This is a genomic window from Rhodopseudomonas julia (genome assembly GCF_030813515.1).
Taxonomy (GTDB): domain Bacteria; phylum Pseudomonadota; class Alphaproteobacteria; order Rhizobiales; family Afifellaceae; genus Afifella; species Afifella julia.
The window spans coordinates 1476522-1500164 of sequence record NZ_JAUSUK010000002.1 but is presented as its reverse complement, the minus strand read 5'-3'; the positions used below and the strand labels follow the sequence as shown (position 1 = coordinate 1500164).

Below are 23643 nucleotides of genomic sequence, written 5' to 3'. Positions count from 1 at the left end.
CCCGGCCGGGCTCTCTTTTTAGGTCAACGACCGATCGCCAACGTCTAGAGGAACGAGCGTCGCTGCCACCAGCCGACGCGCTTGGGTCGGTTCGGATCGTCCTTCGGCTCGGTGTCCTCGGCCTTTTCGGCAACGTCGGCCTGTGCCGAAGCGGTCTCGTCTGGTTGCCGCTCTTCTGGCATGTCGCTCGCCCTAGCGCCGCTTTCTGTTGCCTCTGGTTCGGCGGGCATCGCCGCTTCAGCAACGCGATCGGCGTTCTCGTCCTTGGCTTCTTCGTAGCTGGAACGGTTTTCGTCTTCTTCGACAGCGCCTTCGGCGGTGTCGTCACCTGTGACAGGTTCCGCCTCCGCCTCACTCGCCACGCCCGTGCCGACCTGCTGTTCTGATGCGACTGGGAGCGAATGCTGCTCCTCCGATGTCTCCTTGGAAGCCTCGGCTGTCGCAGTTTCCTGCGTCGCTTCGACGGTCGGAGAGGTCTCCTCCGCCGACGGGGCTTCCGAAGTCTCTGAGGGGCTCGCTACGTCGTTTTGCTCTTCAGTGTCGGACCAACGCGCATCTGCGCGATCGTCGTCGCCATCGTCGCCATCGTCGTCATCGGAACGCGAACCGCGATCTTGCGTATTGTCGCCGTTCGCTGCGTTTGCATCCTGCTGCTCGTCGCGATTGCGACCGCGCCGCCGTCCGCCCCGCCGGCCGCGGCGCCGCTTCTTGGGCTTCGTCTCGTCGCCGTCGTCGTCCTCTGAGCTCTCGTCCCGTCGGGTTTCGCCGTCATTGGCAGCGGCGGCCTCCGAGGTGGCGGCCTCCGTTTCCGAGCGTTCGTTTTCGGCTTTATCGCCTTTCGGGCGACGACGCTTGCGCCGGCGGCCTCCACGGCGGCCGCCATCCTCGCTGTCGTCATCCGAAGTCACTTCGCTCTCGTCCTCAGCTTCAACCGGAGCTGGTTCATCGAGATCCGAGACGTCGAGCATCGCAACAGCCGTCGAGTGGGGCGGCTCCTCTTCGGAGAGGTCGGCCCGATCGATGGTGAAGCCCGAGGCCGCATCAGGAGCATCCCCGGCCACCGTGATCGAAACAGCAAAGCGGCGTTCGAGGTCAGCGAGATGCGTGCGCTTCTGGTTGAGCACGTAAAGTGCAACATCCGGCCGCGTCGACACTTCGAGATTGCGGCTGCGGTCCTGAATGAGGTGCTCTTCCAGCATACGAAGGAGCTGAAGCGCGAGCGACGCGACGGAGCGAACCTGACCGGTTCCGTGGCAGGCATGGCAGAGCGCCGTCGAACTCTCCAAGACGCCGGTCCTGAGACGCTGCCGCGACATCTCCATCAGACCGAAATGCGAGATGCGCCCGAGCTGGATACGCGCCCGGTCGAAGCGAAGGCAATCCTTCAGCTTGCGTTCGACCGCCCGGTTGTTGCGCTTCTCCTCCATGTCGATGAAGTCGATGACGATGAGGCCTGCGAGATCGCGCAGCCGCAATTGGCGCGCAACCTCTTCGGCGGCTTCGAGGTTCGTTCGAACCGCGGTGTCCTCGATCGAATGCTCGCGCGTCGAACGGCCCGAATTGACGTCGATGGCGACGAGCGCCTCGGTCTGATTGATGACGATGTAGCCTCCGGAGCGCAGGGTGACCTGCGGCAGAAACATCGCTTCGAGCTGACGCTCCACCGAATGGCGCGAAAAGATCGGAGCCGCATCGCGGTAGGGCTGAACATTCTTCGCATGGCTCGGCATGAGCATGCGCATGAAGTCCTTCGCCTCGCGATAGGCTTCTTCGCCGGCCACCATGACCTGGTCGATCTCGCGCGAATAGAGATCGCGGATGGAGCGTTTGACGAGACTGCCTTCCTCGTAAACGAGGGTCGGTGCCGCCGATTTCAGCGTCAGATCGCGAACGTTCTCCCACAATCTGAGGAGGTATTCGAAATCGCGCTTGATCTCCGTCTTGGTTCTTGAAGCGCCCGCTGTGCGGAGGATGACGCCCATGCCTGACGGCACCTCAAGCCCCGCCGCAATGCTTTTCAGGCGCTTGCGGTCGGCCGGATCCGTAATCTTGCGGGAAATACCGCCGCCACGGCCGGTATTCGGCATCAGGACAGAGTAGCGGCCTGCAAGCGACAGGTACGTCGTCAGCGCAGCGCCTTTGTTGCCGCGCTCCTCTTTGACCACCTGCACCAGCAGGACCTGGCGGCGCTTGATGACTTCCTGGATCTTGTACTGCTTGGCGCGTTGGCGCCGCCGCTCCGGCACCTCCTCCATCGCATCTTCTGCGCCGACGCTTTCGACGGCATGGTCGGCGTCGTTATCGTCGCCGTTGCTGTCGTCGCCGTTGTCGTCCACATCGTCGTCGGACGATTTTTCCGCCTTGGCGGGGGCGTCGTCGCTCTGGCTGTCGCCGCCATGATTATCGGAATCCTCCTCGCGGTCGGATTCTTCCGCATCGAGAAGCGCCTGCCTGTCGGCGAACGGGATCTGGTAATAGTCGGGATGGATCTCCGAGAAGGCGAGGAAGCCGTGCCGGTTGCCGCCATAATCGACGAAGGCAGCCTGCAGCGACGGCTCGACCCGCGTTACCTTCGCCAGATAGATGTTGCCTCGAAGTTGTCTTCTTTCCGCTGATTCAAAATCAAATTCTTCAACCTTGTCGCCGCGCAGCACCACGACCCGGGTCTCTTCCGGGTGGGCCGCGTCGATGAGCATCTTGTTCGACATAGTGTGTGACTCCGCCCCGGGCCGGATATGCGTCAGGCGCGCCAGTTGCTCGTGGCGCGCGGCCGGGGCCAAATGTGAATAAGGGGAGAACAGGCGCCAGCGCGTGTCGCCGCGGAAGCATCGGCTGCTGCGCGTTCTGCCTTTGCGGCAGAACCATCAGCTGCTGAGCGTTGCGGGCGCGGTCACCCATGGGCTGCCTTTCCAAGTCGTTGCGGCTCATGCCGCCAGAGACCAGCGGTGCGTCCGGCTGGTCCGTCTTCGCCTCCGTAAAGTCGGTTGAAGGGCGTTGATCTTTACAACGCCGCACCCGATGACAGCCGGAGAAGAATCCGTCATTCTCTCTCTTATAAACGAGCTTCGTTCGATTCAAGAGAACGTTGCGACGTGGAGACGTGAAAACCACATTCGCTCGCCTTTGCCTTGCCACATCCTTTAGAGAGAAGCGAGGCGTTTTCTAAGAACTGAAGAAGGTGGGCATGGTCCGCTTCGCCCTCATGCTGCTCGTCTTGCCTTGGCTTGCAGCTTCTCCGGCCCTTGCCGCGAAGGTTTCCGACATCCGTGTTGTTGGAGATAGTGAACGCACGCGTATGGTGCTCGACGTGGAAGGGGAACCCCGCTTTCACATCTTGCGGTTACGCGCTCCCTATCGGCTTGTTGTCGATCTTCCCGATACGGAATTTGTCGCGCCGGCTTCCAAGGCCAAGGCGGTTGGTCTCGTCAGCGATTACCGCTTCGGCCAGATCGCGGCCTCGCGTGGTCGCGTGGTCCTCGACCTGACGGGTCCGGTTGCGGTGGAAAAATCCTATCTGATGCCGGAGGTTGCCGAACAGCCGGCTCGCCTCGTCCTCGACATGGTTCCCTCCACGGCGGAAGCTTTTCTGGAGGAGGCTGCGCCGATCAGCGAACCCACGCCGGCGCTCGCCTCGCTTCAAGAGGGGGAGGCCGGCGTGTCGTCCGAGGCGCACGAGATCCCGATCGATCGGCCCGACGCAGCCGACAGCCGACCGGTCGTCGTCATCGATCCCGGCCACGGCGGCATCGACTCCGGTGCGATCAGCTCAGATGGGCTTTTGGAAAAGGACATCACGCTCGGCTTTGCGAAGGCGTTGCGCGAGGTCCTGATCGAGCGCGGCAAGACGATCCCGATCCTCACGCGCGACGACGACGTCTTCCTGTCCCTTGGCAAGCGCGTTGCTTTCGCCAGACGCGAGGGGGCGGCGCTTTTCATTTCCGTCCATGCCGATACCGTGCCGCAGGATTACGTGCGTGGAGCCACCGTCTACACGCTTTCAGAAGAAGCGTCCGACGTGCTTGCGGCACGTCTCGCAGCGCGCGAGAATCGGGCCGACATTCTGGCGGGCCTCGCCATCGAAGATCAGCCGGACGAGGTTGCGACGATCCTCTTCGATCTGGCGAGGCGTGAGACCCGCAACCTCTCGATGCGTTTTGCCGCCGACCTGGTGAAGGATCTTGGCGCGGAGATGGTCCTCAACAAAAAGCCTCGCCGCGGCGCATCCTTTCGTGTTCTCAAGGCGCCGGACGTGCCCTCGGTGCTCTTGGAACTCGGCTATCTTTCCAATAATGTGGACGAGAAGCTTTTTCAGTCGGATGAATGGCGAGAGCGCACGAGCGAGGCTGTGGCCAGCGCCGTGGAGAAGTATCTCGCCTTGCCGGGCGTCGCCCGGCGCTGAGGAAGATCACGAGAAAGCGTGTGGCTTATTGGCGACAGAGCCAGCGCCGGGGCGGTGCCGCCGGGAACCGCCTCAGTTTCATCACAAAACTGGATGAAGCCGATCTTTAGCAATATCGGCTTTTCCGAATAGGTGGGGCAGCCCCTTCATGTTCTTGCGATTAATCGGCTATTTGTTCGGCATCGGCGCGCTTCTGGCGCTGTGCGTGGCGGCTGTGGCCGGCTTCCTGCTGCATCGCTACAATCAGGATCTTCCAGATTACGACGTGCTTGCCAAATACGAGCCGCCGGTGATGACGCGCATCCATGCTGACGACGGCCAGCTTGTTGCCGAATATGCGCGCCAGCGGCGGCTCTATCTGCCGATTCAGGCCGTGCCGGACCTGGTCAAGGCGGCCTATCTGTCTGCCGAGGACAAGAATTTCTACAACCATCCTGGGATCGACGTGGAAGGTATCCTTCGCGCCGTCGTCTCCAATCTCAGGAACAGCGGCTCGGGCAAACTGCAGGGTGCCTCCACCATCACCCAGCAGGTGGCAAAGAATTTTCTACTCACGAACGAGCGCACCTACGAGCGCAAGATCAAGGAAGCGCTTCTGTCGCTTCGCATCGAGCAGGCCTATTCCAAGGACCGCATCCTCGAGCTCTATCTCAACGAGATCTATCTCGGCCTCGGCTCTTATGGCATCGCAGCCGCGTCGCTCAATTATTTCGACAAATCCGTGAATGAGCTGACACTGGCGGAGGCGGCCTATCTCGCTGCTCTGCCGAAGGCGCCTGAGAACTACAATCCGTTCCGCGATACCGAGCGTGCCGTCGATCGCCGCAATTGGGTGATCGATCAGATGCTGGAGAACGGCTACATCCGTGCCGAGGATGCACAGAAGGCAAAGACCGAGCCGCTTGACGTCAATCCGCGTCCGCGCGGGCAGTATCTTTTCGCGTCCGAATATTTCGCTGAAGAGGTGCGCCGCCGTCTGATCGATATGTACGGCAGCGAAAAGCTCTATGAGGGCGGACTGTCTGTGCGCACCACCCTCGACCCTCAGCTTCAGGCGCTTGCCCGCAAGACGCTGCAGAAGGGTCTGATCGCCTTTGACGAAAAGCGCGGTTATCGCGGTCCGGTCGACCGCATCGACATCGCCGGCGATTGGGGCAAGAAGCTGGGGGAGGTGGACGGCCTCTCCGACGTTCCAGAATGGCATCTCGCCGTCGTGTTGGCGACGGGTGACGGTGAGGCCGATATCGGTCTGAAGCCGAAGCGGCTCATCTCGGGAAAACTCTCCGATGAGCGCGAAACCGGCGTCCTGCCTGTCTCGAACATGAAATGGGCGAAGCGCAGCGTCAAATCGGCGGGCGATGTTTTGAGCGCCGGAGACGTCATCTTCGTCGAAGAGGATGCCGATAAGAAGGGCATCTACAAGCTCCGACAGGCGCCGAAGATCCAGGGCGCCATGGTCGCCATGGATCCCTATACGGGCCGCGTCCGTGCATTGGTGGGCGGCTTTTCCTTCGACCAGAGCAAATTCAACCGCGCGACACAGGCCTATCGCCAGCCGGGCTCGTCCTTCAAGCCGTTCGTCTACGCGACGGCTCTCGACAATGGCTACACGCCGTCTTCGGTGGTCATGGACGCCCCGATCGAGATCAAGGCCGGTGACAAGATCTGGCGGCCGCAGAATTACTCCAACAAGTATTATGGGCCCTCGACGCTGCGCATCGGCATCGAGCATTCGCGCAACGTCATGACCGTGCGCCTGGCTCAGGATATGGGCATGCCGTTGGTCGCGGAATATGCGGAACGCTTCGGCATCTATGACGACCTGAAGCCTTATCTGCCGATGGCGTTGGGTGCCGGCGAAACCACCGTTCTGCGGCTCGTGACGGCCTATGGCACGATCGCCAATGGCGGGCGTAAGATCAACGCCACCTTGATCGACCGGATTCAGGACCGCTACGGCAAGACCATTTATCAGCATGATCAGCGGGAGTGCATTGGCTGCGAAGCGCAGGACTGGCACGGACAGGCCGAGCCGGAGCTGATCGACCAGCGCGAACAGATCCTTGATCCGATGACGGCCTACCAGATCACCTCGATGATGGAGGGCGTCGTCCAGCGGGGCACAGGTAGCCGCGTCAAGGTCGTCGGCAAGCCGATCGCCGGCAAGACCGGAACGACGAACGAGGAGAAGGATGCCTGGTTCATCGGCTTCTCGCCCGACCTCGTCGTCGGTGTCTTCATCGGCTACGACCAGCCAAAGCCGATGGGTCGGGGCTCGACGGGCGGTGTCCTTGCGGCGCCGATCTTTGCAGATTTCATGAAAGTGGCGCTTGCCGACGAGCCGGCCAAGCCCTTCCAGGTGCCGCCGGGCATCCAGCTCATCCCGATCGATGCCCGCACCGGCCTGCGCGCCAGTGGTGCCGAAGGGGAGAAGGTCATCATGGAAGCCTTCAAGCCGGGTACGGCGCCTCCCTCCAGCTACTCCATCATCGGCTACCAGGATTCCTCCGGTCAGCCTTTGACCGTGACGCCTGAGGCCGACAGGGCGATCAGCACCGGAACCGGCGGCCTTTACTAGGCCGACGCAAAAGCGTTACGCCTCACTCTTTCATCAGGCGGCGCTCCCCTGGGGCGCCGCCGTCGGTACATTTGCATGAGGACAAGATGCGCGCCGAAATCGAAAACCTCGTTGACGAGATCAGGGAGGCGCTGACCCTGATAAGGAGGCATCTTTGACTGGGATGTCTCTCAGAAACGTCTCGCCAAGCTGAACGAACGTGTCGAAGACCCGACGCTGTGGGATGACCCGCAGGAAGCTCAGAAGGTGATGCGCGAGCGCCAGCGGCTGGAGACGGCCATTTCCGGCGTCCGTGAGATCGAAGCGAGCATCGCCGACAGCATCGAGCTGATCGAGCTTGCCGAGGAGGAAGACGACGAGACCGTCATTGCCGAGGCCGAGAAGTCCCTCGTGGCTCTGCATAAGGACGTGCAGAGGCGGCAGGTCGAAGCGCTGCTTTCAGGCGAAGCCGATGCGAGCGATGCCTATCTCGAAGTCCACGCCGGCGCGGGCGGTACGGAGAGCCAGGACTGGGCCTCAATGCTCTTGCGCATGTATACGCGCTGGGGCGAGCGTCGAAAATTCTCCGTCGAACTCATCTCGCAGACCGACGGCGAAGAAGCCGGCATCAAGTCAGCTACCCTCCTGCTCAAAGGCGAGAATGCCTATGGTTGGCTGAAGACCGAATCGGGCGTTCACCGTCTCGTCCGGATTTCGCCCTTCGACAGCCAGGCTCGCCGGCATACGTCGTTCTCCTCCGTCTGGGTCTATCCGGTTGTCGACGACAACATCGAGATCGAGATCCAGGACAAGGATATCCGCATCGACACCTACCGTTCCTCGGGTGCAGGCGGACAGCACGTCAACACGACCGATTCGGCCGTGCGTATTACGCACTTGCCGACAGGCATCGTGGTCACGTCATCGGAGAAGTCGCAGCACCAGAATCGCGCCAACGCCATGAAGGCGTTGAAGTCGAGGCTCTATGAGATGGAGCTGAAGAAGCGCGAGGAATCGATCCAAGAGGCCCACGAAGCCAAGTCCGAAATCGGCTGGGGTCATCAGATCCGCTCGTATGTGCTGCAGCCTTACCAGCTGGTCAAAGACCTGCGCACATCCGTGGAGCACACGACGCCGTCGGAGGTTCTCGACGGGGATCTGGACGGCTTCATGGAAGCGGCTCTCGCCCAGCGCGTGGGCAGCACTGACAACACTGAGGAAGCGGCCGAATAGCCGCTTTTCCGTCTGCGCGGCACCATCCCTCTCAAGAATGCAGAATTCAGGTGAGGGATGGGCTTTGCGCCCTTAGCTGAAGCGCTCGGTTTTCAAGAACGGCGTCGGGTCTTCCGGCCGGCCGTCGCGCCTTGTTTCGTAGTGAAGGTGCGGGCCCGTGGAGCGCCCGGTCGAGCCGACGCGTCCGATGACTTCGCCGGTGGTGATCTTGTCGCCGACCTTCACGTCGATGCGCGACAGATGTCCATAGCGCGTGCTGACGCCGTGAGCGTGGCGGATCTCGATCATCTTGCCATAACCGCCGTTCCATCCGGCTTCGACGACTTCGCCCGGAGCCGTGGCGCGAACCGGCGACCCGCTCACGGCACGGAAGTCGATTCCTGTATGCAAGGCCGGCCGCTTCAAAAACGGGTCCGTGCGATAGCCGAAGCCGGAAGACCGTGGCGCGATGATGGGGCGTCCGAGAGGCAAAGACGCGAGCTTGCGGCGCATATCCCGCACATTGGCGAGAGTGGAATCGATCCCGTCGATGGTTTCCACGAAGGCGAGGCCGCGCAAGGCCGCGTCGCCGTCGACGGGCACGAAAGGTCCGCCTGTAGCGTCATCGCCCGTGGAGGCTCTCTTCCTCGGAACGAGGTTCGAAAAGCCGAGATCGTTGAGCGTCGTCTCGAGGCGTTCGGTTTCGGCGTAAGACGCGGCTGAGAGAACCGCTGCGGCATCCAGTTGCGTTGCGAAGCTGTCTCGCAACGCTCCATCCATCGATTTGAGGAGCGGGCGCAGCTTGTCGCTCTCGAGAGCGCTCGTTTTGGCCGCCGCCGGTTTGACCTCAGCCTCCCCCGGGTGAGCGAAAATGCTCCCGGTGATGATGTCTGCCCGCGAGCGTCCGTCCTCGGCATAGCCGAGCGCTTGGCTTTCCTCTGGATCCGAACGGTCTTCTGGTGCGGCCGCCAATTGCTTGAACGGTCGCTCGGGTCGCGGCCTCGGCGTCGTCATGCGTGTTTCGGCAATGCTGATGCCGGCTGCCTCGGCCCTTTGCATCACGTCGTCGAGGAGCGACTGGCGACGGAAGATCGCCTCCTGACGGTCGAGCAAGGTCGCCAATTGCTCCTCCATCGATTGCGTCTCGACGAGATGCTTGCTGGTGACTTTGTCGATTTCGCCTCTCAGCCGCGCAATCCGGTCTTCATAGACATGTTGCAGCTCCGCCTGACGGGCGACGGCCGCATCGAGGAGGCCGTCCCGATAAAAGAGGTAGGCGGTTCCGCCGATATAGCCTGTCCCGAACAGGACGAAGACGCTGGCGATCGACCCGAAGAGCCAGGGCCGAAGCGTGTAGGATGTGAGTCGCCCGCGCCGGGAGATGATGACGCGCGGCGGTTCTTTTCGGCGTTTGGAAGAAGGCTGGGAACTTGAGAAGGGGACCATGAGCACGAAGGCGCGGTATGGTTGAGAGGAGGTAAAGACCCTCGCAGCCCATGGTTAATATCGCGTTTCCGCCTGAGCGATTGATGCGCCGATATCCTTCTCAGGTCGCCATCATCCGTGCGGCTTCCAAAACGTCCGCGACATGACCGGGGACTTTCACCTTGCGCCAGACGCGCGCGATCACGCCGTCGCGGTCGATCAGAAAGGTCGAACGCTCGACACCCATAAAGCGGCGGCCGTACATGGATTTTTCTGCCCACACGCCATAGGCCTCGCAAACCTTCGTATCTTCATCGGAAACGAGGGTGACGGAGAGGTCGTGCTTCGTCTTGAACTTGTCGTGGCTCGCTGCGCTATCGGGAGAAATCCCGACGACAGAAATGCCGGCGGAGCGAAACGCCTCGATTTCGGAGCTGAAGGAGATCGCCTCTTTGGTGCAACCGGGCGTGTTGTCCTTCGGATAAAAGTAGATCACGACCGGCTCGCCGCGATGCGCGGCGAGCGAGAATTCGCCGCCTCCATCGGTTGGAAGAGTGAAGTCCGGGGCCGGATCGCCGACATCGGGGGCCTTCGCCATCTCGTCATCCTTTCGACGTGTTTGGAAATCAGGTGAACTTTAGGGTGCGATTTCGTGCCTGCGCTCGCCAAGTTGTCTATCGTTGGCAGCTACCTTGGGAAGAGCGAGATCCGATTCGGAAGAAAATGCTGTCGCAGGAACCCAAGTCAACGACCGAAAAGCCGGGTGAGGACGCTCCGCGAGCCACGCGTCGTGCCATGCGTCGGATCCTTCGCGCCGCTTTTCTATCCCTGCTTGTGGTGCTCAGTCTGTTGGTTCTGGTCGCGGGCAGCCTCGTTTACAGCCTGACCGGTGAGGGCTTCGGTCCGACTTGGCTGCGGGACCGTCTCGAGGCGAGGCTCGAAGACCGTGTCCCGCCCGGAGCCCAGGTCGAGCTTGGCAGCATCCGTGCGTACTGGGAAGCTGGCAGCGGCCTCGTGCTTGAAGCGGGAGACGTCGACTTCAGCTTCGGCCCCGCCTTGCACATCAAGGCGAAGACGATGGCCGTTTCCTCGTCGCTGCGCGACTGGCGCGAGACCTGGATCAAGCCGCGGCATGTGCGGATCTCGCAAGTGGAAGTGTCCCTGCAATTGCCGGAAAGTGCCGCACAGGCGCAGCCACGCGCCGAATTGATCCGCCAGTTCGCGCGCTCCTTCGCCGAAGGCGTCGTCGAAGCGGACGTCACCTTGCGCAAGCTCGGATTCGAGGATTTCGAGGTCGAGAACATCAAGCTCGAATTGCCGCGTTCCGATCTTCCACCTTTGACCGGCCAGATTTCCGATTTCACCTGGCAGCCGCTTGGAGAGGAGCGCAGCAAACTGTGGCTCCAGGCGTCTGCGGCTGGGGCTTTCTGGTCATTGACCGTAGAGCGCACGCGCGAGAGCGGCGCCGACATCGTGGAGCTCAATCTCGACGATCTCCCGCTTGCGACGCTCGTTCCAACATTGGCGAATCCGCAGACGCAACAAAGCTATGCCGGTCGCTTGCAGCTTCATGCCCGCTTTAAGGCCGGTGTTGATGACGTGCAGCTTCTGGGCGAGATCGGACTGACGCCGGGGCCCGTCACGATCGACGACGATAGCTCCTTCTATCTGAACGATGCGCGCTTTGCCTTTACGTTGCCGCCCAAAGGCGACGAGATACTCTTCAAGCGGGCCTATGTAGCAAGTTCTGCCGGCCTGTTTGGGCTGGCCGTGGCGCTCGATCTCAACGATGTCGACGAACCGGTGGAGGTACGTGCGCGAATGCCCTCCGGCGTGGTCTTTGCCCCGGGCGGTGTGCGCGAACAGGTGCGGGGCGAATTCGACGTCACATTCGATCCGGCTCGCGGCAGCGTCTCGATCGATCGTTTCTCGGTCGCCAATCCTGCCGGCAACATCAGCGTCGTTGGTGGCTGGCATCCCGACGGCGCCTCTCCGGGCCTCGCCTTGGCCGTATCCATCAGCGAGATGCCGAGTTCGCTCTTCGTGGCGCTCTGGCCGGGATTCCTGGCGCCAGGCGTGCTCCATTGGCTTCAGGACAATCTCAAAGAGGGCGTCGTTGGACCCGTTGAGTTGCAGGTAGCATTGCCGCCCGATCACATCGGTCCCGAGGGCAAGGACAAGGTTCTGCCGAAGTATGGCTTGTCCGGAGATGTGCCGTTTCATTCTGGGCGTTTCACGCCCGCTCCCGATCTGCCGGATTTCGTCAATGCGAAAGGCTCTGTAAGGCTGGCTGACGCCACGGCGACGATTGCGTTGGATTCAGCCGATGTCGCGGTGCCGAACTATCCGGCGCTCTCAGCCGCTGGGTCATTGCTCGTTATTCCCGACCTCGGAGGCAAGGACGCCGTCGGCGACCTCACCCTGCGCCTCATTGGTCCGGCGGGCGCTCTTGCCGCGCTTTCCAATACTGGTCCGCTAGACGTGGCTAAGTCGAAAGGCATTTCCCCAGACGACTTGTCGGGTGAGGCCGAGCTTTCGCTCGTTGCGGCGGTGCCTTTGAAGAAAGAGGCTTCGCTTCTCTCGGTGGAGCCGAAATTCGAGCTCGTCTTGCGCGGTTTTTCGAGCAAGGCGCAGATCGAAGGCCACTCCGTCGCAGATGCTGACTTGACGTTGAGTGGTGTTCCCGACGCCTATCGGGTTGCGGGCAAGGCTCGCCTCGACGGAATTGAGGCGAACATCGACATGACGGGGGGGGGGACTGGCAAGTCCGATACCGATGTCGCACTCGTACTGGACAAGGCGGCGCGAGATCGCCTTGGCATCGATCTGGAGGACTATCTTTCCGGACCCGTGATCGCGTCCATATCGGCGGAGGATGACGGAACCCAGCTCATCAGTCTCGATCTGACGAAGGCGCGGGTACGTTTGGCTCCAATTTCCTGGGAGAAGGGAGCGGGTGTCGCTGCCAGTGCCGAGTTCCGCGTGAAGACGAGCACGTCGGGTCGTGCCGTCGAGGGACTTTCGCTGAAAGGCGAGGGGTTTCACGCGTCGGGATCGTTGAAGCTCACTTCGGACGGAAAGCTCGACAGTCTCGATCTTTACGATGTGGCGCTGCGGCCAGGCGATGATTTCGCTGTGAAGGCAAACGTCACAGGCGGTGATACGCGCATCAGCGTGAGCGGGTCACAGCTCGATGCGCGAGGTCTCATCCGGTCACTGAAAAGCGCCAAGAAGGGCGCGGTGGCGGGCATGGCGCCGATACATCTCGATATCGCGCTTGATCGGGTGAAGGGTGAAAACGATGTCACGGCTTTCGGCATCAAGGGCGCTGCAGAGATCGCAGGCGGTCGCCTCCACGGGCTGAACCTTTCGGGCGTCCTCGGGGAAGCTGCCGGTGGCGCATTCAACTGGCGCATCACCGAGAACTCGAAGCTGCGGGAGCAGGTGCTGGATGCGGCCGATGGTGGGGCGGTCCTGCGGTTTGTCGATCTTTATGCACGTGTCCGCGATGGGCTTCTCACTCTCGTCATGCGCGGTCCGTCAGGTGGCGACAGCGTCTCCGGAGAGGCATGGTTGCGGGATTTCCGCGTTGTGGAAGAGGCCGCACTCGCCGAAGCCGTGCGTCCGGCAACGCGCAAGCGCGACCAACCGGGGTCGCAACGGGCGCGCGAGCAGATCACCGAGGAGGTCGACACCTCCAACATGACCTTCACCAAACTCCGCGTCCCCTTCCGCATGGAGAAGGGAGTTATCGCGATCGATGAAGCCTATCTGCGCGGGCCCATGCTGGGAGCGACCGCCAGCGGGACCATCAATGTCACGGATGAGAAGATCGCCTTAAGCGGGACCTTCATCCCGGCTTTCGGTATCAACAATATGGCGGGTACGATTCCGATCTTCGGCCAAATCCTCGGCGGAGGTCAGAACGAGGGCCTGGTCGGCGTGACCTTCAAACTCTTCGGCAACCTCGACAATCCATCTCTCAAGATGAACCTGATGTCGGCAATCGCTCCCGGCATCTTCCGCAAGATCTTCGAATACCGCTGAGGCCGTCGAGCCGCGGCCTCAGCGGGGCGAAGGGCGGCTACGCCGCCCCACCCATGCGCAGCAGAGCATGCTTCTTGCGGCCGCTGGAAAGCTTCACGGCGCCGTCCTCGGACAGATCGGAAAGGCCGATCTGGGCACGTTCATCGCTGACAGGTGCGTCGTTGACCTTGATGCCTCCGCTGCGGATGAGCCGCCGCACCTCACCATTGGATGTGGCAAGGCCAGCGCGCACGAAGGCGGAAAGCACGCCGATCCCAGCCTCGAGCTCACTGCGATCCACTTCGACGCTCGGCAAAGCATCACCCGTCTGACCGGCTTCGAAGGTGCGCCGTGCTGTTTCTTCGGCATCGTTCGCCGCGTTCCGACCATGGAGGAGGGCTGTGGCTTCCGTGGCGAGGATCTTCTTCGCCTCGTTGATCTCTTCGCCTTGCAAGGCTGCCAGGCGTTCGATCTCGTCGAGGGGAAGGATTGTGAAAAGCTTTAAGAAGCGACCGACATCGGCATCGGCGGAGTTGCGCCAGAACTGCCAATACTCGTACGCCGACAGCATGTCGGGGTTGAGCCAGACAGCGCCCTCCGCGGTTTTGCCCATCTTGGCGCCGGTCGCGGTCGTCAGAAGCGGGGTGGTGAGGGCAAACATTTCCACCTGTTCCATGCGGCGTCCAAGATCGACGCCGGAAACGATATTGCCCCATTGGTCGGAGCCGCCCATCTGAAGGCGCGCGCCATAACGGCGGTGAAGCTCGACGTAATCGTAGGCCTGCAGCACCATGTAGTTGAACTCCAGCAAGGAGAGGTGCTGTTCACGCTCCAGCCTGAGACGCACGGAATCGCGCTGAATCATCTGGTTGACGGAGAAATGCCGCCCGACATCGCGCAGAACATCGATGTAGTTGAGCTTCAAAAGCCAGTCGGCATTGTCCGGCATGATGGCGTCGTTGCCGGTCTCGCCAAAATGCAGAAGCGGGTCGAAGGCGCGTCGGATGCCCTGTTTGTTGGCTTCGATCTCGGCATCGGAGAGGATTTTGCGGCTTTCATCGCGCCCGGACGGATCGCCGATCCGGGTTGTGCCTCCGCCCATCAGCGCGATCGGGCGATGCCCTGTCTGCTGCAGCCAATAAAGCATCATGATCTGCACGAGGCTGCCGGCATGGAGGCTCCGTGCCGTGCAGTCGAAGCCGATATACGCGCTCACCATCTCCTTCGACAAAAGGCTGTCGAGCCCTTCCGGGTCGGAGATTTGATGGATGAAGCCCCGTGCTTGGAGCGTGTTGAGGAAATCGGATCGAAACGTGGTCATGGGTTCGTTAGTTGCAGGAATGATATCGGGTGCTCCCTTAGCACCTGAATTCACGGAGCGCGAAGGGCGTGACAAAATTTCGTAGCACTTTGGGCGTGATCAGCGGCACCTCGATGGACGGGGTCGATGTCGCGCTGCTTGAAAGCGACGGCGAAAGCGTGGGCGATATCGGCCCTGCCGCGACTTATCCTCTCGACGATGCGCACCGGGCTTTGCTGAGGCGCGCGATGACGGCCGCAAAGGGCGGCGCCGTGCGAGGCGAGCCGATCATCGAGGAGGCGGAGGCTGCTGTCACCAAAGCGCATGAGGCTGCCCTCCGTCGCTTTGTGAGCGATCACGCGTTGCGGCTTGAAGACATCGCCTGCGTCGGATTTCACGGGCAGACCGTCTTCCATGCGCCCGAACGCGGCATCACGCTCCAACTCGGCGACGGTCAGGCGCTCGCCGATTCGCTTGGCGTTCCAATTGCCTGGGACTTCCGAACAGCAGATGTGGCTGCAGGTGGCGAGGGTGCGCCTCTCGTCCCGGTTTATCATCGTGCACTTGCCCAGCGCCTTGGCCGCGGATTGCCGATCGCCTTCGTCAATATCGGCGGGGTCGCCAATGTGACCTATGTCGGCGAGGGCGACACGTTGATCGCGCTCGACACCGGACCGGGCAATGCGCTGATCGACGATCTTCTGTCGGCGCGCCGAGGACTGGCCTTCGATGCCGACGGAGAAATCACGATGAGCGGGCATCCGGACGTCGCGCGCGTCGAGAGGTGGCTCGCGCATCCGTTCTTTGCCCGGCCGGCCCCCAAATCTCTCGATAGAGACGCCTTTGCCGCGGCTGATGTCACCGGGCTTGGCGACCAGGATGCCGCTGCCACGCTTGCCGCCTTCACGGCGTCCGCGTTGAATCGAGGTTTTCATCTTCTGCCGCAAGTCCCGGATTTTGTTGTCGTTTGCGGAGGCGGTCGGCTGAACCGAGGCTTGATGATGCTGCTTTCGTCGGAGCTAGCTCCGGCCGAGGTCGTCGCGGCGGAGGATGTGGGCCTCGACGGAGATGCGATCGAGGCGCAGGCTTTCGCATATCTTGCGCTCAGGGTGAAGGAAGGCTTGCCGCTCACATTCCCCGGGACGACGGGCGCTCCGCGGCCCTTGCCCGGGGGCCGCTGGAGTCGTCCGAACCGCAACAATTAACCTCGAATCAAGCCTTTCGGATCAAGGTCAAGCTCCGAAGAAGGTATCGGGTCCGAGTTCATGCGTAAAATAGCGGCCTCCTTCGCGGACATGTTCCGAGGCAAGGCGAGAAAAGACGGCCGAAAGGTCGCGGCAACACAGCCCCTCGAAGAGACATCAGGCCGCGAAACCGCGCCTGCAACGACGCCACAGGTGATCGAAGCCGGCCGCGAGGCAATCAAGAAGGCTTCCCCCGCCAAGGAGAAGAAGACCAAAGCTGCAAAACGGCAGAAGAACGTGGCTCGCTCTGCCTCCAGCCGACGTGGCTCGATCGCGGGCGACCGGACGGTCGCGGTCTTCGTCACCTTCGTCGGGCTCGTCACGGCAGCACTGACCGCCGGTGTCGTCTATTATTCGGCCGACGAACTCTATTCGAAATATGTGCGATCGGAGGCGCTCGAGCGCGCGACCTTTGCGGCGGGCCGGCTTGAAGAAGCCGGTCTGCAAGGCGGAGATGGCAGCATCTCCGCGGAGGAAGACGTCGCCCTCAAGACGATTCTGGCGATGCCGGATGTTTTCCGCATCGAGGTGTTCAACCGGGCGGGCGAACGCGTCCGCGAGCTGAGCGATCTGAAGGGCGCTGCGGAGATTGCGCCTGTCGGTCGCGATGAAGCCCGGGCGCTCATTGCGGCAGGGCAGGGAGCACTGAGTTGGCAGGACCGTCGTGCTGAGGAGGGCCGCGAGCCTTCCTATTACAGCCGCACCCTGGTGCCGATCCAGGATGCCAACGGAGAGACCGGCGGGGCGATCGCAGTCTATCTCGATCACAGCGCCGACGAGGCGGGTTTCTGGCAGTGGCTGACCGGGATCCTTGGGACAATCCTGGTGCTGGCGCTCGTTGCCTTCACGATCCCTGCGGTCAGTCTGCTCCTGCGCACGCGCCAGAAGCGCGAGGTCTATGAGGAACTCACATATGTCAGTGGCCACGATACGCTGACCGGTCTCAGCAATCGCGACGAATTTCTAAGGACGCTGGAAATCGAGATCCGGCGTCAAAGCGACGAAGGTCATCATCTCGCCCTCCACTACATCGACATCGACCGCTTCAAGGAAATCAACGACACGCATGGTCATGCCGCCGGCGATGAGTTTCTGAAGCAGGTGGCAGAGCGATTGCGCGATGTCGTGGAGAAGCCCCAATATCTGGCGCGGCTCGGTGGCGACGAATTCGCCATCATTCAGCTCGAGGCCGGTGGCACCAAATACGCAGAAATCCATGCCAGACGCATCGGGTCCGCTCTCAACGGCGTCTACAAGATCGGAGAAACGGAGAACACGGAAGTCGTCGCAAGCGCGTCGATCGGCATCGCCGTCTCGCCAGAACATGGCGAAAACGCCAACGAGCTCCTGAAGAATGCAGACCTCGCCTTGAACAAGGTTAAGGCGGGGGGACGCAACGATATTTCCGTCTTTACGACGGAGCTGACCACATCGATGCAGGGACGCCTGGAAATGCAGGCGATCCTCCGCAAGGCTTTCCGAGAGAAGTGGTTCGTCCTCTATTTCCAGCCTCAATACGATCTGGTGACGCGGCGCCTTACGGGCTTTGAGGCGCTCTTGCGGCTGAAACACCCCGAGCGCGGTGTCGTCTCTCCGACGGAGTTCATTCCGGTCGCGGAAGAGACCGGCCTCATTGAGCCGATCGGCGAGTGGATATTGAAGGAATCATGCCGTGCGGCAAGCCTTTGGCCGGAGCATTTGACTCTGGCCGTGAACCTCTCTCCGGCGCAGTTCAAGAAAGGCAACCTGCCGCGCCTGATCGCCAAGACATTGAAGCAGACCGCGCTCAAGGCGGACCGGCTTGAGGTGGAGATCACCGAAGGTCTGCTTTTGGAGACGTCCAATCGTGTGCTGTCGCAGCTTCGCGAGATCAAGAAGATGGGGGTCGCCCTCATCATGGACGATTTTGGCACCGGCTATTCCAGCCTGAGCTATCTTTGGCGCTTCTCCTTCGACGGCATCAAGATCGATCGCTCTTTCGTGCATGGTGTGGGCGTCGGCGGGCAGGTGGAGAAGCTTCTGCGCTCCATCATCAGGCTCGGCATCTCGCTTGACCTGAAGGTGACGGCTGAGGGCGTGGAAAGCGCCCAGCAGGCGCACTTCCTCGTCGCCAATGACTGCCGCAACGTTCAAGGCTTTCTGTTTGGCTGGCCGGTTCCGAAGGATGAGGTCGCGACGGTGATCGCCAAGGATATTCGCGTGGGCACACGTGCCGCTCAAAACCGTCACGATGCGACGAAGAGCGAGGCGCAAGCGCCGAACGAGCACGCGCCCGAAGAAGAGGTGCGGAAGAGCCGGAACGCGGCCTAAGAGCTGGTAGAAACAAGGTTGTCCCGTCGGCCGTGTTTCCGGCCGACGGAAGGGCTCATCAAGCCAGGCGATAGACCCGGCTGATCTCGCTCAGGAGCCCGAGGCGTATGAGCTCGCTCAGAGCTTCGGAACGTTCCGGGATGCCCCGTGCGGAGCGCCAGCCTTCGGCAGCAGCGAGCTGCTCATCCGTCAATGTCACAACGACCTTGTGAACGGTCCCAGACGTCTGCGACGCCAATTCCTCGCCCACAGCCCAGCAGGATTTTTTTGGTGGCATGACCCATGCCCCTGATTTGGGGCGCCGTCGGGGCAGGCCCGTAACGCCGCCCATTGCTTATCGGGCGCAGGGTAGGCGCAACCGCAAGACGGCGGTATCTCGGATATTCCGCTACGTAGAAATTGCGTATGCGCACGCGCCGATCGTGAAGCCGCCTCAGCGCATCATCCGGATGAGATCTGCAAGCCCCCGGGCTTCGAGTTTTTCGCGAATACGGGCGCGATGAATCTCCACGGTGCGTTGGCTGATGCCGAGCTCGACCGCAATATGCTTGTTGGTCATGCCGAGGACGAGGTGGTCGAGCACCTCGCGTTCTCGTCCCGTGAGACGCGCCAGCCGCTCCGAGACGATGTGAGGCGGAAGCTTCGAAGACGGGCGGTTTGCCAGTTGGTCGGCTGAGGCACGGATCGCTCCGAGCAACTGTTCTTCCGAGCCGGGTTTTTCGATGAAATCGACAGCACCGTTCTTCATGGCTTCGACCGCGAGCGGAACATCCCCGTGGCCAGTCAAGATCACCACGGGGATGCCGATGGCGCGTTCGGACATGATCTTCTGCAATTCCATGCCGCTAAGACCGGGCATTCGCAGATCGATGAAGGCGCACAGACCCTTATCTGCCTCGACGGCTTCCAGAAAACTCTCGGCGGAGGGAAATGCTTCGGTTTGAAATCCGTGCGCGGAGAGGAGGGCGCCGAGCGAGTGACGGACAGACATCTCGTCATCGACGATATAGACGACTTTGCCGCTGGCGGCCTCACGCATCGTCTGGACCCGTGATTCTCAGGGTGAAGACGAACGTCGCGCCTTTGTCGTTCTCTCCCATCCAGATCCGCCCGCCATGCGCTTCGACGATGGAGCGGCAGAGCGACAGGCCGAGGCCCATTCCGCTCGTTGTCGAATTATGAAAAGGCTCGAAGAGCGTGTCTTCCATTTCCTGTGGGACGCCCGTTCCAGTGTCGTGGATGCTGATCTCCACCAGCGGCGAGGCATTGCGGATCGATAACGTCAAGCGCCTCAGCTTGCTACCGGCCATCGCCGTGATGCTGTTGCGCGCGAGGTTGAGGATAACCTGAACGATCTGCACCGGGTCGGCGGCGATAGGAGGAATGTCATCGACAAAATCAAAGACGATCTCGGGACGGGGCTCGTTGCTCGCGGCAAGGGCAAGCTCGACACCCTGTCGGACGACGGCTTTCAGATCGACGCTCTCCAGAGTGATCTCTCTTTGGCCGATGAAGTTGCGCAGGCGACGGACGAGGTCTGCCGCGCGCGCCGATTCGCTGACCGCACTCTCCATGAGCCCGCCGATATGAGCGGGCACGACAATCCCGTGATTGCGCAGCTCTTGCCGGGAGGCGTTCACATAATTGCTGACGGCCGAGAGCGGCTGATTGAGTTCGTGGGCAAGTGCTGAGGCGAGTTCGCCCATCGAACGATCCTGAGCCGCATCCATCAGCATCAGCCGCAGCCGCGCCTCTTCGGCCTCGGCCCTGCGCATTGCTGCCATTGCAGCGCGCTCGCGATCGAGGCTGTTGACGGCAAAGAGCGCCCGCCGCGTGATGCGGAGGATCTCGCCATCGGTTTCCGTAAACGGCTGGCTGTGTCCGCGCCGCTCCTCAAGCCACAGCGCGAAGGAGCCGCGGGGGGATAAGCGGGTCGAACCATCTTCCTTGCGGATCGTGATCTTCTCGGGCTTGCCCGCCCATCGGATCGTCTCGCCGAACGCTTCGCGAAAGAGAATGAGCCAATCGGATCGGTCTTCGGAAAGCTCCATCATCGCGGCGCCGGCGATATCGTTGCCAAGATTGTCGACGCCGAGGAGTTCTTGCAGCTGATCGCAGGTCGCGATCCCGTTCGACATTTTTTCAGCAAGTGGGGCGTAGTCGATGTGGCCAGCAGGAACCTTGCCGATGGCCAGGACATCGTCAGAAAGCTTCAGCAGCATGCCCTGCGCGCTCAATTGGGCGAGCAGGTCGTCCGCATGCGCCTCGATGGTCTCGCGCAACGGCTGGCCGCTTCGTGCTTCGCTCTCGATCGCAAACGCGGTTTTCTCGGCACAAATGCTGGCGCGCAGCTGGCTGGTGTTTTCGAGGCTATGCAGCAGGGCGGAAATGGTCCCACCGATCAGCTCACAGGCTCTCAATCGGCTCCAGGATAGATCGAGCGGACTATAATTGTGGCAGGCGACGAGGCCCCACAGCTTGTTCTCGGAGATGAGCGAGATCGAAACGCTGCCCGCTACCCCCATATTGTTGAGATATTCGACATGGACCGGCGCGACCGCACGGAGCTTCGAATAGGTGAGGTCGAGAGGGGCCTGTGAATCGACGTCTGCCACGACGCCGCTGCGCGTCATGATGGGAACGGGCTCTGCGTTGATGTCCGCGATCACGCGGATCACATTGCGTACGAAATGACGCCGGGCTGGATCGGGTATGTCGGATGCGGGGTAGTGGAGGCCGAGAAAGCTGTCCGGTCGCACGGTGCTCTCCGCAATGACCTCGCCGTGCTGGTCGGCCGCAAAGCGGTAGATCATGACACGGTCGAACCCCGTCGCGTCGCGCAAGATCTGCGCGCCCACTTGCGCGAGGTCTTCAAGCGTGTCGGGGATGATCAGCTCGGAGATGACCCGCTGCCGCAGGACTTCGTCATCCCAGACGCTGCCCAGACGACTTTCCGGCCAGACGAATTCCAAAACCAGCCAATCAGCGCAGAGGTGCGGAAGGCACTCGAGCTCGATCGGCTCGCCGTCTGCTGACCTGATCTGCAGGAGGGTGGGTCTGAGGAGATCAGGCACTGTCGGAGCGAGGCGCCGCGCCAGAAGCGCGTCACAGCCGTCCGGACCAAGCAGCTCGGCCAGCGGCAGACCCAATAGCGAGGCGTAGTCTCGTCCAAAGTAGACGCGTGTGTTGGTGCTGGCATATTCGATCGTCAATGACCCGGCATCGACCGCGATGAGGCAGCCGATCGGCTGGATCGCACCGATCATGTGGATCGGCTCTGTGTCGCAAGCGCTGAGATCAACCGGACTGTTCAGCAAGCGGCCTTACCCTTCGAAACGGTTTTCATGAGATCTCCCACACTGGGCGACCAAGCGACGCATCAAGACAGCGAAAGTGCGCGGGCTGAGCCTCAACGGCAACCCCACGAAGGACAAAAGTGCGACACTGGGGCACATGGTACAAACGAGGGATCAAAGTCCGATCCTTGAGAATGCGCGCATGTGCCACGATTTCGAGCCTTTGAAGCCGGACGTTGCATCTGAGAGGCAATGTGCATGGCGAAGCCTGGCGTCCGGGTAGAGGAAGAGCCTCCCCGCGTCGGCTATGCGGGAGTGTTGCACGCCGGCACTGGACAAACCCTTCATAAAGGGAAACGTTCTCAACAACATGCGTCTTGTCAACGTGCACTGGACGGGGTTTCTATCAAAATCGCCGCAAGCCGCGGCTCTGCCGGCTGACATCCGGCTCCCGATCATTGAACTCAGATGACCTTGTATCCTCACAACCGCCTGTCGCCACTCTTGCAGATGGATCCTGTCGCCGTCGCGTCCTTGATTTCGGCGGTTGCGGATCTCGCTGTGGTTGTGGGTGACGACGGTACTATTAGCGACATTTCGCACAATCTTGATCCCGTTTCGGGAGATGAGATCGTGCAGTGGCGCGGCCGGCGGATCGAGGAACTCGTGACGGCCAGTAGCCGTACCCGATTGCGCAAGCTCATCGATGCGGCGCGACAAGGTCGTGTGCCTGAGCGTGTGGACATCAGCCATCCGCTCAAAGGGGGAGGGGATCTACCCTTCCGGTACTCTGCTCTGCGCTTCGACGGCGCCAACCAAGTGGTTCTTCTCGGCCGCGATCTGCGTCTCGTCGTCGAGCTGCAGTCGCGTCTTCTCGCCCACGCCCGCTCTATCGAGCAGCATGCGCGCAGTCTGCGTCAGGCGGAAGCGCATTACCGGCTGCTTTTCGAAACGGTCTCCGAGGCCATCATTGTCGTGGATGCGGAGACCGGAAAGGTGCGCGAAGCCAACGCTCAGGCCGCGGTGCTCCTGGGTGTACCTGGCAAGGCTCTGAGCGGGCGGAAATTTACGGCTCTCTTTCGGAGCAAGCAAAGGCCGAACGTCGAAGCCATGCTGCAGGCCGTCGGCGAGACGGGGGCGCCGCTCGCCATCGAGGTCGAGGCGGATGGGCGGGTTTCGCTCTCTGCGGAAGCGTTCCGCGCCGGCGACCTCCATTTGGTGATGGTGCGTATCTCGCCGATGGAGGAGACGGCGCCGGAATCCGATCTCGTGGCGCTCGTCCGCAATGCGCCGGAAGCCGTTATCCTTGCCGATGAGGATGGCAAGATCGTTTGGGTGAACGAGACGTTTCTCAGTCTCGCAGGAGTTCCGTTTGCCGCCAATGCGGCCGGGCACCATCTCGACGAGTTTCTGTCGTGGAGTGGTCTGACGCAGGACGTGCTTCTGCAAAACGTCCGCCGTCACGGACGGTTGCAGAATCTCTCCGGCATCATTGGTGGCCGCAACGGGGAGGCGGTCGCCGTGCGCTTTTCCGCTTTGACCCTGCCGGAAGGGACGACACCTGGCTATGGCTTCGTGATGCGGCCACTCACTCCAGATGAGACGCAGACGGGGGTCGAATCGAGCGATCTGGTCAAAGCGGCGGAGAACCTCGTCGAGATGATCGGCTACACGCCGATGAAGGATCTCGTCCGCGACACGACCGACGTGATCGAAAAGATGTGCATCGAGGCGGCTCTAAACCTGACGGGCAACAACCGCACGGTGGCTGCGCGGGTTCTGGGGCTGAGCCGCCAGACCCTCTACCTCAAGATGAACCGCTTCGGCCTCGTCGGCCCCGATGATGAGGCCGGCGAGGATTGAAAGCCCGGGAG

General features: G+C 61.6%; 14 protein-coding genes. 7 read left to right on the top strand and 7 right to left on the bottom strand.

Features of this window, described 5'->3' with window-relative positions:
- Positions 1-44: 44 nt before the first annotated feature.
- Positions 45-2708, bottom strand: a complete 2664-nt coding sequence (locus J2R99_RS16250) for an Rne/Rng family ribonuclease (RefSeq protein WP_307155422.1) — start codon at positions 2706-2708, stop codon at positions 45-47.
- A 476-nt stretch (positions 2709-3184) separates the two neighbouring features.
- Between J2R99_RS16250 and J2R99_RS16245 the strand changes: the two genes are divergently transcribed.
- The 3 genes from J2R99_RS16245 to prfB all read left to right on the top strand — a co-directional run bounded on the left by J2R99_RS16245 (position 3185) and on the right by prfB (position 8189).
- The gene (locus tag J2R99_RS16245) at positions 3185-4399 is read left to right on the top strand and encodes an N-acetylmuramoyl-L-alanine amidase (protein ID WP_307155421.1); all 1215 of its coding nucleotides are present in this window, start codon (positions 3185-3187) and stop codon (positions 4397-4399) included.
- A 148-nt stretch (positions 4400-4547) separates the two neighbouring features.
- The gene (locus tag J2R99_RS16240) at positions 4548-6977 is read left to right on the top strand and encodes a penicillin-binding protein 1A (RefSeq protein WP_307155420.1); all 2430 of its coding nucleotides are present in this window, start codon (positions 4548-4550) and stop codon (positions 6975-6977) included.
- 86 nt (positions 6978-7063) lie between these two features.
- Positions 7064-8189 (top strand): peptide chain release factor 2 gene (gene prfB / locus J2R99_RS16235; protein ID WP_307155419.1). Its coding sequence is split into 2 segments (ribosomal slippage): positions 7064-7132 and positions 7134-8189, totalling 1125 coding nucleotides; the frame shifts between segments, so codons are not numbered across the junction.
- Positions 8190-8261: 72 nt separating this feature from the next.
- Here the strand turns inward: prfB and J2R99_RS16230 are convergent.
- Both J2R99_RS16230 and bcp read right to left on the bottom strand, forming a co-directional pair.
- Positions 8262-9614, bottom strand: a complete 1353-nt coding sequence (locus tag J2R99_RS16230) for a M23 family metallopeptidase (protein WP_307155747.1) — start codon at positions 9612-9614, stop codon at positions 8262-8264.
- A 100-nt stretch (positions 9615-9714) separates the two neighbouring features.
- On the bottom strand, positions 9715-10191 hold the full coding sequence (gene bcp, locus J2R99_RS16225) for a thioredoxin-dependent thiol peroxidase (protein WP_307155418.1): 477 nt from the start codon (positions 10189-10191) through the stop codon (positions 9715-9717).
- A 197-nt stretch (positions 10192-10388) separates the two neighbouring features.
- Between bcp and J2R99_RS16220 the strand changes: the two genes are divergently transcribed.
- On the top strand, positions 10389-13640 hold the full coding sequence (locus tag J2R99_RS16220; protein ID WP_307155417.1) for a YhdP family protein: 3252 nt from the start codon (positions 10389-10391) through the stop codon (positions 13638-13640).
- Positions 13641-13677: 37 nt separating this feature from the next.
- Here the strand turns inward: J2R99_RS16220 and tyrS are convergent, their stop codons facing one another.
- Positions 13678-14940 (bottom strand): tyrosine--tRNA ligase, encoded by a 1263-nt coding sequence (gene tyrS, locus J2R99_RS16215; RefSeq protein ID WP_307155416.1) that lies wholly within the window; start codon positions 14938-14940, stop codon positions 13678-13680.
- Between the two features lie 68 nt (positions 14941-15008).
- Between tyrS and J2R99_RS16210 the strand changes: the two genes are divergently transcribed.
- Positions 15009-16124, top strand: a complete 1116-nt coding sequence (locus tag J2R99_RS16210; protein WP_307155415.1) for an anhydro-N-acetylmuramic acid kinase — start codon at positions 15009-15011, stop codon at positions 16122-16124.
- Between the two features lie 60 nt (positions 16125-16184).
- Positions 16185-18473 carry a putative bifunctional diguanylate cyclase/phosphodiesterase gene (locus J2R99_RS16205; protein ID WP_307155414.1) on the top strand — a complete coding sequence of 763 codons (2289 nt, stop codon included), beginning with the start codon at positions 16185-16187 and terminating at the stop codon, positions 18471-18473.
- Positions 18474-18531: 58 nt separating this feature from the next.
- On the opposite strand, the gene J2R99_RS16200 is transcribed toward J2R99_RS16205, so the two are convergent.
- The 3 genes from J2R99_RS16200 to J2R99_RS16190 form a co-directional block, all read right to left on the bottom strand.
- Entirely contained in the window at positions 18532-18750 is a 219-nt protein-coding gene (locus tag J2R99_RS16200; RefSeq protein ID WP_307155413.1) for a hypothetical protein, read from the bottom strand.
- A gap of 156 nt (positions 18751-18906) precedes the next feature.
- Positions 18907-19512, bottom strand: coding sequence for a response regulator transcription factor (locus J2R99_RS16195; RefSeq protein WP_307155412.1), 606 nt, complete (start codon positions 19510-19512; stop codon positions 18907-18909).
- Positions 19505-21790: an ATP-binding protein gene (locus J2R99_RS16190; protein ID WP_307155411.1), complete on the bottom strand. Its 2286-nt coding sequence runs from the start codon at positions 21788-21790 to the stop codon at positions 19505-19507. Before J2R99_RS16190 ends, J2R99_RS16195 begins: the two co-directional genes overlap by 8 nt.
- Positions 21791-22237: 447 nt before the next feature.
- Between J2R99_RS16190 and ppsR the strand changes: the two genes are divergently transcribed.
- Positions 22238-23632, top strand: a complete 1395-nt coding sequence (ppsR, locus tag J2R99_RS16185; RefSeq protein ID WP_307155410.1) for a transcriptional regulator PpsR — start codon at positions 22238-22240, stop codon at positions 23630-23632.
- Positions 23633-23643: the final 11 nt, after the last annotated feature.

Excerpts from the sequence above, each read along its gene's own strand:
- J2R99_RS16250 (WP_307155422.1), bottom strand. The coding sequence starts at position 2,708 with ATGTCGAACAAGATGCTCATCGACGCGGCCCACCCGGAAGAGACCCGG.
- J2R99_RS16245 (WP_307155421.1), top strand. The coding sequence starts at position 3,185 with ATGGTCCGCTTCGCCCTCATGCTGCTCGTCTTGCCTTGGCTTGCAGCT.
- J2R99_RS16240 (WP_307155420.1), top strand. The coding sequence starts at position 4,548 with ATGTTCTTGCGATTAATCGGCTATTTGTTCGGCATCGGCGCGCTTCTG.
- J2R99_RS16230 (WP_307155747.1), bottom strand. The coding sequence starts at position 9,614 with ATGGTCCCCTTCTCAAGTTCCCAGCCTTCTTCCAAACGCCGAAAAGAA.
- bcp (WP_307155418.1), bottom strand. The coding sequence starts at position 10,191 with ATGGCGAAGGCCCCCGATGTCGGCGATCCGGCCCCGGACTTCACTCTT.
- J2R99_RS16220 (WP_307155417.1), top strand. The coding sequence starts at position 10,389 with ATGCGTCGGATCCTTCGCGCCGCTTTTCTATCCCTGCTTGTGGTGCTC.
- tyrS (WP_307155416.1), bottom strand. The coding sequence starts at position 14,940 with ATGACCACGTTTCGATCCGATTTCCTCAACACGCTCCAAGCACGGGGC.
- J2R99_RS16205 (WP_307155414.1), top strand. The coding sequence starts at position 16,185 with ATGCGTAAAATAGCGGCCTCCTTCGCGGACATGTTCCGAGGCAAGGCG.
- J2R99_RS16200 (WP_307155413.1), bottom strand. The coding sequence starts at position 18,750 with ATGCCACCAAAAAAATCCTGCTGGGCTGTGGGCGAGGAATTGGCGTCG.
- J2R99_RS16195 (WP_307155412.1), bottom strand. The coding sequence starts at position 19,512 with ATGCGTGAGGCCGCCAGCGGCAAAGTCGTCTATATCGTCGATGACGAG.
- ppsR (WP_307155410.1), top strand. The coding sequence starts at position 22,238 with ATGACCTTGTATCCTCACAACCGCCTGTCGCCACTCTTGCAGATGGAT.